Source organism: Opitutaceae bacterium, from assembly GCA_041395105.1.
Classification (GTDB): domain Bacteria; phylum Verrucomicrobiota; class Verrucomicrobiia; order Opitutales; family Opitutaceae; genus B12-G4.
The window spans coordinates 448,141-459,178 of sequence record JAWLBB010000001.1 but is presented as its reverse complement, the minus strand read 5'-3'; the positions used below and the strand labels follow the sequence as shown (position 1 = coordinate 459,178).

Here is an 11,038-nt window from a genome sequence, read left to right as displayed (position 1 = left end):
ATCGTGACAAGCTCGAATTTAGTTCATTCGATTTATTTCATGAAGAAGACGACCTTGGGTAGACCGCAAACCATCCCGGAACTGGAAACTTCCCGGCGGGCAGTCGAGCCGGTTCTCTCTTGTGATTAAGATGCTGATATACAGACTATAAAGAAATACCTGCCGGATATCGGAATCCGCTCCGAACGGTTTCCACAATCTACGGACACGATGCCATCCCCTGGCAACAGGGGTAAGATAGGTCTTGCCACTTCCGCGAATATATCATCGGATCAAATTTGAAATAGATCGCTATTTCAAACAAGCAGCCGGATGGTCCCCAAGTCCTCCTCCGAACCTGATTTCCCATGAAACGTACCTGGCTTCCCTTGCTCGCCCTGGTCTTCGCAGCCTCGCCTGCCCCAGCCTCGACCACCGAGATCGTCCCCAACGACGGTTCCTCGATCCAGAGAGCCCTCGACGCCCATCCGGGCCAGCCGGTCCATCTGCCGCCGGGGCTCTACTTGATCGACGCGCCTCTGGTCATTTCCAGTGCCGATTCCGGACTCATCGGCCAGGGCACGGTCATCCAGACCAACGACGATGCGGATATCCTGCAGATCCGGGATGCCACCCGCGTCCAAATCGAGGGGATCACCCTGAAACGGTCGCAGCCGAAACTGGGCAAAGACCAGAGAGCGATCCGGGCCCAACGGGCCGACCACCTCGTGCTCCGAAACATCTCGGTTCTCGGAAACCGGGCTGCACAGGCCGCGGTGGAGATACGTGAATCCGACTACGTCACGGTGGAGTCCTGCTCGGTCGTCGATTTCAAGACGGTCGCGGTGGACAACCGGATGACGAACGACCTCTATCGCTACGCCTTCAATGCCATCAACGGTCACGGCATCTGGATCGTCGGGTGCCGCGGAGCCCGGATCATCCGAAACCGCGTCATCGAGACCGAACTGCTGCCGACCCGGGAGGTGATGGAAAAGTATGAACTCGGGCAGGTCGTCGAACGGGCCGATGAACTCGGGGAACTCGCCTCCTATGGGGTTTCGGCCGACGGCTTTGTCTTCATCTGGCACCAGGGCGGGGGCATCCTTGTCAATGACGCCACCCGGACCGCCTTTACCCTGCTCGATGGAAACTACATCGAGAACGCCGCCCAAGGCATGGACCTCCACGGCGATTTCATGATCGTCACCAACAACCATGTCACCAACTGCTACATGGGGATGAAAGCGTTCCACGGTGCCCGCGGGGTCATCATTTCCAACAACGTCTTCCACAAGCCGGGAAAGTACGGAATCCTGCTGCGTCCCGGAAGCGAATCCTGGGAAGCCGGTTCAACCGGAAGGCACGGAGAGGTCCGCGACGAGAACGTGGAGCGCGGCATCATCATCGCCCATAACCTCATCACCGATCAGGGCTACGACCAGGAGAGCTGGCGGCTCTGGAATGCGGATCCTTCCGAGACCTCTCCCGTCGGGATCAAGATCGGAACCGGCCCGCTCGAATCCAACCCCCGCCTGATCGACCTGATCATTGAGGGCAACATGATCTACGACCGAGGCCGCGACCTTGTTCTGGAAAACGACCATGCCGTCCGCCCCCCGCCCCGCTACAAATGGGCGATCTGGTTCGATGATGCGTGGCGTGCCGAAAACGTCCGGATGGCCAACAATATCTTCCATCCCGGTGAGGAGGGCGTCTCGAATCTGCCGGTCACCCCGTGAGCCAACCACCGTGTTGAGGAAGAATACCACCATCATCGACTGCCAGTGCCACCTCTTCCCACCGAAGACGCTGACCCGCCTTCGCAGCCGGACAACCGACCCCCGCCTCATTCGGGAAGGCAACGGAGAGACTCTCGTGATGGGCGCCTGGAGACGGCGTCTCAGCCCGTCACACAAACGGCTCGACCGGCTGGTCGCCACGATGGATGCAGCCGGCATCACCCGGACCGCCCTGAGTCCCAACGACCCCGGACCCGAATGGTTCGGCCGCGACGCACCCAAGGTCGCCCGCGAGACGAACACCTTCATCGCCCGGTCGGTTGAGCGCCATCCCGACCGCCTCATCGGACTGGGCGTTCTCCCGCTGCCGGCCGTGGAGCCAAGCCTGCGCGAAATCGACCACGCGGTTGACGAACTCGGATTGAAGGGGTTCCTCCTTTATTCAAACCTGAAGGGCCGGTTACCCGATGATCCTCGCTTCGAGTCGATTTTCGCCCGTCTGGAAAGCCTTGGACTCCCCCTCTTCATCCACCCGGCCAAGCCGGTCTGGGTTGATCCGTTGGCCGATCTGGAAATGATCGCCGCAGTGGGCAATATGTTCGAGGACACGGTGGCCCTGCTCCGCCTCATCCTCTCCGGAGTGCTCGACCGCCATCCCGGTCTCAGGCTGGTTTGTCCTCACCTCGGCGGTGCCCTCCCCTTTCTCATTGGCCGGATCGAGCATCAGATGACGGTGCTCAAACGCGGTCCGCGCCACTTGAAGAAGCGACCCGTCGATTACCTGCGGCAGGTGACCTTTGACATCGTCTCGCCCCAGCCCTCGGCCATCCGCCTGATGCTGGATCTGGTCGGCCCCGGACAACTGGTCTTCGGAAGCGACTACCCCTGGGTCCAGCCCTCGCTCGTTCTCGACACCCTCGAGTCCCTCCGGCTCAAACCGGCCGAGCTTCGAGCCATCCTCTTCGAAAACGCCCAACGCCTCTTTGATTGAAAATGAAAACCCAATCCCGAGCCTTTCCTCCGCCGGCCGCCGCATTCCTCGCTCTGTCCGTCCTCCTGTCTCCGGCCGACGCCGTGCCGCCCAAACTCGATCTGTCCGGACCCCTCATCGCCGAGTATATGGGCACCGAGAACACCGACCGCGACGTCTATCACGGCAACCTTCGTCATGCCGTGGGCGTCCATCGCATCCAGGCGGTGAGGGCCAACCGGATGGCCCCTCCCGAAGCGACCGGCGACCTCGTCGGTTGGACTTACAACCACGCCCCGATGCTGGCCCACTGGCAGGGCCGCTTCTGGGTCGAATACGTGACCAACCTGAAGGAAGAACACGGGGTGCCCGGCCGGACCGACTTTCTGTCATCTCTGGACGGATACCACTGGACACGGCCCGAGGTCGCCTTCCCCGTTCTGCACCTCCAGGCCTTCCAGCCCCCGCCACGCTATTTTGACGGAGAGCAACTCGAGCCCATCCCGGCGGGTTTTCCCGGCATCATGCACCAGCGCATGGGCTGGTACGTGGCTCCAAACGGCCGGCTTCTCATGTCAGGATTCTACGGGTACTCACCAACGCCGCGTTACGGACCCAATCGAGGGCAGGGCTTGGGGCGGGTCGTTCGCGAAGTCGGCCCCGATGGATCGGTTGGCCCCGTTCATTTCATCCGTCTCAACCGGGAGGCGGGCTGGAAGGAATCGGACCTGCCGTTCCCTTTCTACACCTCGAGTCCGGACACCGGTTTCATCGAGGCCTGTGATGCCCTGCTGGCGGACCGGCTGATGACCCTGCAGTGGTGGGAGGACGACCGACAGAAGGATGGATTCTTCCCTGAGTTCCCCGACGGGATCGAAGCCAAGGCCCTCAGCTTTTATGAGCGCGCCGACGGGATGACCGTCGGCTTGTGGAAAGGAGGATTCGCCGGCCTGACCGCCGACAGGGGCCGGACCTGGCAATGGGGCCGACACAATCTTCCCGAGATCAACGCCAAGGTCTGGGGTCAGCGCCTGAGTGATGGCACCTATGCCCTGGTTTACGACCACAGCGCCTCCGGTCGCAGTCGCTATCCGCTCTCCATCGTCACCGGGAACGACGGACGGTCCTTCGACCACCTCCTGGCTGTCCACCCGGAAGTCCCGCCGATGCGTTACCAGGGCATTCACAAGAATCAGGGACCGCAGTATGTCCGCGGGATCATCCCGGGCAACGGCGAAGCACCCGACGGCAATCTCTGGGTGACCTACAGCGTGAACAAGGAGGACATCTGGGTCGCCCGCGTCCGGGTGCCGGTCACGGACCGGGTGGAAGATCCGGTTGATGAGGCTTTCGACAGTGTGGGCTCAATCCGCGACCTGACGGATTGGAACCTCTACCTGCCGCAGTGGGCGCCGGCCTCGATCGTCGGCGATCCTCTCGATCCTTCCAACCGCTGCCTTGAGTTGATCGACGATGAACCGTGGGACTATGCCAAGGTCGAGCGGTTCTTCCCCGAATCGGTCCGCCTGAGAGCCTCCTTTCGGGTCTTTCTCGCCGAGATCGGACACGGCGCTCTGGAAATCGAAGTCCAGGGAGCCCGCAGCGAACGCCCCGTGCGTCTTCGTCTGGACCCGGCATGGTTGATGTTCGATCACGGAACGGTCGAAGCCAGTCCAACCCGGATCGAAACCCAGCGCTGGATCACGATCGAGCTGGACCTCGACTGTGAAGCCGGTGAGTACCGCTGCACGGTCGACGGACGTTCTCTTCCGGAAGCGATCTCTTTCAACGGGTCCGTCGAGACGCTGCAGCGACTCGTGCTCCGAACCGGACCCTGGCGGATGGATGTGCGGGCCGCCCTCCGGGATGGTTACCCCGGCAATCCCGGCCTCGACCAGGAGGACCTTCCCGGCGCGGGAACCCGCGCCCCCCGCAGCCGCTACCTGATCGACGACGTCGTCATCCGTCCGCGCTGAGATCTCCCGGCTGACGGCCGGTTTCCAGCCTTGAGCTGACAGGCCACGATGCGTTTGGAGTGCTCGGACTCCGTTTCTCCTGTACGCGGACAATTCTCCCGAGCAGCCGCAGGGTCACCAAGCCTTCCATCTTTGGGTGTGTGTTGATCCGCTAAGGTGGCTAAAGGTCCGTCAGCAACTTGCGAAGGGAATCACGGGAGCCCACATTTCCCGGGAAGATGATGTATTTGAGTCCCGGATAAAGGCTCTCCTCGCCGATCTGCCAGACGGGAACACCGGCGGCGACCTGACCCAGAACCAGCGCACTGCGGACCCCCAATCCCTTGACCGCGAGATCACTGGAGGTGATGCCTCCCTTGGCCAAGACAAACGAAGGGCGCAATCGGACCGAGCGCAGGACACCGACCAATGCGTTCGAGACCACCTGGGCCACCTCAAGTGATCCTGCCCGACCCAGCGCACTTTTCTCCGACCGACTGGTAAAGACCAGGGCGGTCACACCACGGCCGATGGCCTCGCCGGCTGCTGCCGCGACCCTTGCGATCTCAAGATCGCCCTGCCGGCGATCGATCAATCGGTCCACGACCAGTTCAATCGGCTCCACTCGGGGCAACGACAACGCCTGTTCCAGCTGTTCCGAGGTCTTCTTCACATAGGATCCGACGACCACCAATCCTCCATTTCCACTTCCGTCCCTGATCTCTCCCGCGGCCAACAGCGGCTGTTCCGTGATTCCAGCACGAATACGGACGAAGCTCGCCGCGGTCCTGAAGAGGAAGCGCTTCCCGTCGCGCTCAGCCAGCAACAACCCGTGAACGAAAGCCTCCATGTCCCGGTAATTCTCCGCGTTGACGATGATCAGCCCGGTCCCATGGACGAGAGCCAACCGGGCCCGGACACCCTCCGCCCCGGCCGTTCGCAGTGTCTCCAGGGAAATCGACCGAACCTGGCCGGCCTTCACCACACCCCTGGTCTTCTCCTCGATCCATCGGGTCAGATCCGAATGGCGAAAACCGAAGGTGACATCCCGGGCGAACTCGGTCTCGGCGGCCGGGATCAGGACATCGCCCTGGGCAACGTAATGGACGTTTTCGATGGTATACCGGCCGCCCTCAAAGAAGGCCGGGATGACCACAATGCCATCGACCGGTTCGATGGATCTTTCCGCCAAGACGTTGATCTCGGCCGCGAAATGCCCACGCAGGGTCGAATCGCTTCGGCTGATGATGGAGAAGTCGACTCCAGAAGTGACGGCCGCCTTCCGAAGGTTGTCGGCAATCCCGGCGTTGAGGGCAACCGCTGCGGGTTCGCTCAATGCGCGCGAATTCGTCAGGATGAAGAATCCGGGGCGCACATCCTTCAGTCCCCGCTCGAGTGCGGGAACCGACCACTCCGTCAGCACTTCAAGTCCATGAATGGTTTGCGTCCCGGTGGGATCATCGTCCAAGACCACGATCTTGCGCGATTCTTCACGGATCAACCGACAGACCGCGTCGAAGTCGTCGCCGGCCGCACGACCGGCCGGAGCAGGCAAGGGAAGATGAGCCATCTGCTTGAGGTATCGGGAGGTATCCTGTGATCATTGGACACCTCCGTCGAGCATCCCGTCAGCGCTCCAGCGAATAATCCGGCAAGACGGCGAGGGTCCCGCCGCCGCGGTCGTCCCGTTCACCGGTGATTTCGCCCCAGACCCGCAGGGTGTTTCCGGAAGACGAACAGATCACGCTCCACCGGTCACCCACCCGCATCGCCCGGCCGACCAATCCCGCAGCGGGTAAGGCCTCATCGACCACGAACTCGGTCTGGTGGAGGCGTTCGTCATAAACCGCACCCTGGATCGGAAATTCAATGCCCGGAGCCTCGATATCCGTCGCGACGGGCTCTTCGGTATTGCCTTCCACGATCGGTGATAGACCGGCGTGAGGTTCGATTGAAATCTCACCCGACTCATTCCCCGATACGTGATTGGCTCGAATCACGGACGGCTGGTAGTGGACGAATGTCTGGCGGTAGACCAGGCCGGCCCCCCCCCGGTTCTCCGCGATCAGGTTTCCTTCCACCAGGGCGTGTCCGTCGACAAGGGAGACGCCCCCGCCCGACTGGTTCCGCACGATGATATTGCCGATCAGGCGCATCCGACCCTCCTTGCTCAGGCGAACACCACCGACCCCTCCACCGGTTGTCCAGTTGCCCGCGATCAAATTGCCCTCGATCAGAGGTTCTCCGTCCCGCATCGAGTAGATGCCGCCTCCATCGTCATCACCTTCATTGCCGACAATCCAGTTTCCGAGGATCCGGGGAGCGGAATAGTATTCCACGTAGACGCCACCGGCATCGCTGCGTCCCATCGCCCGGTTCATGGCGATGACGTTGTTGCGAATCTCCGGATCCGACTCATGACTGCAGACAATGGCCCCGCCGCTGCTGCTGCGGGTCCGATAGAAGTCCTTCGTTCCGGAGCGGTTCCCCACAAAGACATTGTCCTTGATCAGCGGCTGCGGGCGTCCCTCCAACCGCGACCATCCATAGACGGCGACAGCGCCGCCATCTCCGAATTCCGTCCAGTTTCCCGAGAAGAGGTTGTTCCGGACAACGGGAGCCGCGTCATACCAGGCCGCCAATGCGCCACCCCGGTTACCCTCCTGATGGATCCGGTCCGCACGGACGTTCGGAGGAGACAGGGTGTGATTGCCCAGAAACTGATTGTTCGAAATGAGAGGCGAGGTATTGTCGCAGAAAAAGCCCCCGCCCGGTCCGTCCGCGCGGCCGTTCCGGATCACGAATCCATCCACCTGACATCCGTTGGCACCGACCAGAACCCGACGGGCCTGCTGACCGTCCAGGATCGTTTCGAATTCGAATATGTCGCGGTCCCAGGTAACGGGCGAAAATCCGCCGTAAAGGCTGACAAAGGACCGGCAGACCAGGGTCCGGCCACGGTACTCGCCGGCGGCCACGAGCAGGGCGACCGGGGAATCCATGGTCGCATCCTCCACCGCCGCGAGTGCCCCCGAAACGGAAGCCCAGGGTCGTTCGACAGATCCATCCCCCTTGGCGTCGCTTCCGGTGGAGGCGGAAACGTAGTAGACTCTGGCGAAGTTCCCGATCGCCACGGCTTCCGTGCGCGGGCCAACCCGCGACATGTCGCCCACCGGACGGCCGAAGGCAGGATTCACGGGCAGGCAGGCCATCCACACCATCATGGCTGCCGGAAGAGAAATGAATCGGCGGATTGAATCAAAGGTGAGTTTCATGGCTTCTTCAGGGGGTTCGGTTCGAGGAACGGGATTTGGGCGCCAGCCGGCGCCACTAGCGAAATTCGACCTCTACCGAGGTCAGCACCGGCGAGGCGGCACCGTTTGCCGTATCCAGAATTACCCTATACTGGATCCAGCGCCCGGCATCCGGGGCCGGCAGTTCAGCCCCGGTCCTGTCGTAGAAACTGTCCGGACCGTCCGGTCCACGCCACTCCGCCGCGGCCAACGCCTCCGCGGTCGGTGCCGATCGAACCTGGAAACGGATCCGGGTTTGCCCGGGTGTTTCCGCCTCCCAGAGCAGGCGCTTCCAGACCGCATCTCCGGCCTCATAAGCGGACGATGTGTATTCCCACTGGAAACGCCGATCGTTGATCCGGCCGATGTCCATGCCCATGTCGTAATGGACGCCCACCGTGGGAATACGCAGGTATTTCCCGGCACTGAAGCCTTCCGCACTTCCCCAATACAGACGTGAATCGGTCTGGTGGTCGGCATACTGCCCCGGCGTGTTCGCGTCTCCATCCGTCCGGTGACAGAAGAAGAAGATGTCCTGGTAGCCGTCGGAATTGAAATCGCTGACCAGGCTGCCGGTGGCACCGTCCGTGGGCAGGGTGATTCGGCGGTTGAGATCGAAGCCCGTCGGTCCGCCGAGCAGGACGCTCGAATCCAGCGATCGACTTCCCCCCTGCTTGTAAAGAGGGCAGACCAAGTCGAGCCATCCATCCTGATCGACATCCGCCACCGTCATCGTCTTCGAGTCGATGGCCAACTCGACGTGATCGTCCTGCGAATAGACGGACCCCGCATCCCCATGGTAGATCAGGACCTTGCTTCCGGCGAAAATGATGTCGAGAAAGCCATCCCGGTTCAGGTCGGCCACTTCGGTCTGATGGTTGGCGGTGCCGAGGGTGCCCTCGAGAAACTGGCGGCGCTCATTGCCGTAGCGTCGCGAGCCGTCACCCCAGAAGATGGACGCTCCCTCTCCGGCAAAGACCAGGTCCAGGTGTCCATCTCCGTTCAGATCCGCGATCGACGGTGACCGGCATTGCCAGATCGGCAGTTCCAACCGGTCGGTCACCACAAAACCTCCGGGCGCGCCCCAATAGATGAACGAGCCGAGCGAAGGTGTCTCCCTGCCGTCTTCATCCCGGGAGGAGGCATAAGGCTTGTTGTTGGCAATGATCACGTCCAGATAGCCGTCCCGATCCAGGTCCGCGATCTCCACCCCCACCCCGGCATGGGCCGGCAGCCCCGAAACCCGCCAGGGATCAAACTGGTTTTCCTGATTCCAGTAGATGAACGCCTCGTTTTCGTAACGCGTGACCTCTCCCTGGTTGAGGAGGACAATGTCCACCCGGCCATCATCGTCGATGTCGGCCATGGCCTGCTCATAGGGCTCGCGACCCGGAAGGAGAATCCGGTCCGTCGTCGAGTATTCGCCCCGGGCATTTCCGAAATAGAGGTAAGAGGGATCATAGTCGCCCCGGGACCGCCCCATCATCGATGTGATCAGGACATCCGGATGCCCGTCGCCATCGAAATCGGCGATGGCATTGCCCTGGGCGCCATGCTCGTAGAGAGGGGTTCTGAGGTTCGTCTGAAAGCCGTCAGGACCGTTCCAATAAATGAACGAGGGGACCTCAAACGAGTAGTGTTCCTGGAAATTGCAGACCAGCAGATCGACCCAGCCATCCTCATTCAAATCCGCGGCACTCGCCCCCCAGGCCCCAATCGTCTGGAGCTCCTGCCGGCGAACCGGATCAAAGCCGTCTGCTCCGCCGAAATAGAGGAACGAAGTCGTCATACGCGTGCCGAACCGCTCTTTTCCCTCCTCGGCAAACAGGTGGTTGGTGAAGAAAACATCCGCCGCGCCATCGCGGTTGAAATCCGCCACCACGACATCCTTCGCATAGTGGGTTTGAAAATCCACGCGGTGGTCGGGCGAAAAGTCGCCGGACACGTTCAGGTAGGCGGTCGATACCGGTCCGGATTCGTTCGCGAACAAGACATCAACGTCACCATCGCCATCAATATCCGCCAGGCAGGTGGCCTGGGCGCCCGCGGTTAACAGACCGACCCGTCGCTGCTCCGAGAAACCGTCAGCGCCACCGAAGTAGATGTAGGACTCTATCCCCAGACCGTTGGAAAACGCCAGATCCGGCCAGCCGTCACCGTTGATGTCCGCAGCCGCGACGTCGGTCGCACCTTGCGTGTCGAACGGCGTAAAGTCGTCGCGCGCAAACCGTCCCTGGCGGTTCCAGTAGATGCGCGATCCCGGGACCGGACCCGTGCCCCGATATTCCCAGAAACCGGCGGACATGGCAAAAACGATCTCCGGGTACCCATCGCGGTTCAGGTCCGCCTGAATCACCCCCTGGGCGTTCTTTGTCGGGAGCATGGATTTGCCGCGGAACGGCGGGCTCACCCAGTCGGCAACATCCATCGCAGAAGGATCCCTTTCACCACCCCAGTAAATGGCCGAATCCATGCTGGTCCAGGTGCCATTGGAATAGTTGGCGACCACCAGATCAATCGAGCCGTCGAGATCGAGGTCGCCGGGGGCCACCCACATCGGCCCGTCAGCCGGGACATAGCTGTGCCGGCGAATGCTGAAATCCCTGCCGTTCCCCCAGTAGATCGACATGTCGAGCATCTCGAGAAGGGGATGCGAGTTCGGGCAAAGCAGATCGATGAAACCGTCCCCATTCACATCCCAACGGTTGACGAGCTGCAGACGACCGGAGGCCGAAACGTAAGTGTTGGCACCGCCGTCAGAGAAGGTCCCGTCCGCAAAGGCTTCGAATCCGGACTCTTTCCAGGATTCGGATTCCTGCGCCCCTGCCGGATTCAGAAGACAACAGGCCAGGGAAAGGAGGATCAGGAGTGGGCGGTCGCCGGTCATGAAGAAAGCAATGAGCGGAAGATGACTATAAACTCATTAAACTTATATGATGTGTTACCCTTCGGATTTCCAATGAGTCAAGCCATCTTTGCCTTTCCGGCGGCGTCGGTGGACCGGTGGGGCTCCGAGTTCGGACGGACGGCCTCATGGCCAGGCAGCGGCGATGCGGATCCAACGCCTGCCGGGGTCCCGGGAATTGTCCATTCCATCCG

Annotated in this window: 6 protein-coding genes; 3 read left to right on the top strand and 3 right to left on the bottom strand. The window is 61.6% G+C overall.

The genetic code is table 11. The features are described from left to right. Positions 1-347 precede the first annotated feature (347 nt). From R3F07_01885 to R3F07_01875, 3 genes are read left to right on the top strand one after another with little or no spacing between them, the layout of a single operon-like run. Complete coding sequence (locus tag R3F07_01885; GenBank protein MEZ5275114.1) at positions 348-1,721, top strand: right-handed parallel beta-helix repeat-containing protein; 1,374 nt, start codon at positions 348-350, stop codon at positions 1,719-1,721. A 10-nt stretch (positions 1,722-1,731) separates the two neighbouring features. Next, positions 1,732-2,712, top strand: coding sequence for an amidohydrolase family protein (locus R3F07_01880; GenBank protein ID MEZ5275113.1), 981 nt, complete (start codon positions 1,732-1,734; stop codon positions 2,710-2,712). A 2-nt stretch (positions 2,713-2,714) separates the two neighbouring features. Further along, entirely contained in the window at positions 2,715-4,667 is a 1,953-nt protein-coding gene (locus tag R3F07_01875; protein ID MEZ5275112.1) for a hypothetical protein, read from the top strand. Positions 4,668-4,827: 160 nt separating this feature from the next. Here the strand turns inward: R3F07_01875 and R3F07_01870 are convergent, their stop codons facing one another. Genes R3F07_01870 through R3F07_01860 form a run of 3 tightly spaced genes read right to left on the bottom strand, consistent with a single transcriptional unit; the run spans position 4,828 to position 10,826 of the window. After that, positions 4,828-6,216 carry a four-carbon acid sugar kinase family protein gene (locus R3F07_01870; GenBank protein MEZ5275111.1) on the bottom strand — a complete coding sequence of 463 codons (1,389 nt, stop codon included), beginning with the start codon at positions 6,214-6,216 and terminating at the stop codon, positions 4,828-4,830. 58 nt (positions 6,217-6,274) lie between these two features. Further along, complete coding sequence (locus tag R3F07_01865) at positions 6,275-7,921, bottom strand: right-handed parallel beta-helix repeat-containing protein (protein ID MEZ5275110.1); 1,647 nt, start codon at positions 7,919-7,921, stop codon at positions 6,275-6,277. A gap of 55 nt (positions 7,922-7,976) precedes the next feature. Continuing rightward, positions 7,977-10,826 carry a VCBS repeat-containing protein gene (locus R3F07_01860; protein MEZ5275109.1) on the bottom strand — a complete coding sequence of 950 codons (2,850 nt, stop codon included), beginning with the start codon at positions 10,824-10,826 and terminating at the stop codon, positions 7,977-7,979. Positions 10,827-11,038 lie beyond the last annotated feature (212 nt).

Bases quoted from the DNA above. Each gene is read 5' to 3' on its own strand.
- R3F07_01875 (MEZ5275112.1), top strand. From the start codon at position 2,715: ATGAAAACCCAATCCCGAGCCTTTCCTCCGCCGGCCGCCGCATTCCTC.
- R3F07_01885 (MEZ5275114.1), top strand. From the start codon at position 348: ATGAAACGTACCTGGCTTCCCTTGCTCGCCCTGGTCTTCGCAGCCTCG.
- R3F07_01865 (MEZ5275110.1), bottom strand. From the start codon at position 7,921: ATGAAACTCACCTTTGATTCAATCCGCCGATTCATTTCTCTTCCGGCA.
- R3F07_01870 (MEZ5275111.1), bottom strand. From the start codon at position 6,216: ATGGCTCATCTTCCCTTGCCTGCTCCGGCCGGTCGTGCGGCCGGCGAC.
- R3F07_01860 (MEZ5275109.1), bottom strand. From the start codon at position 10,826: ATGACCGGCGACCGCCCACTCCTGATCCTCCTTTCCCTGGCCTGTTGT.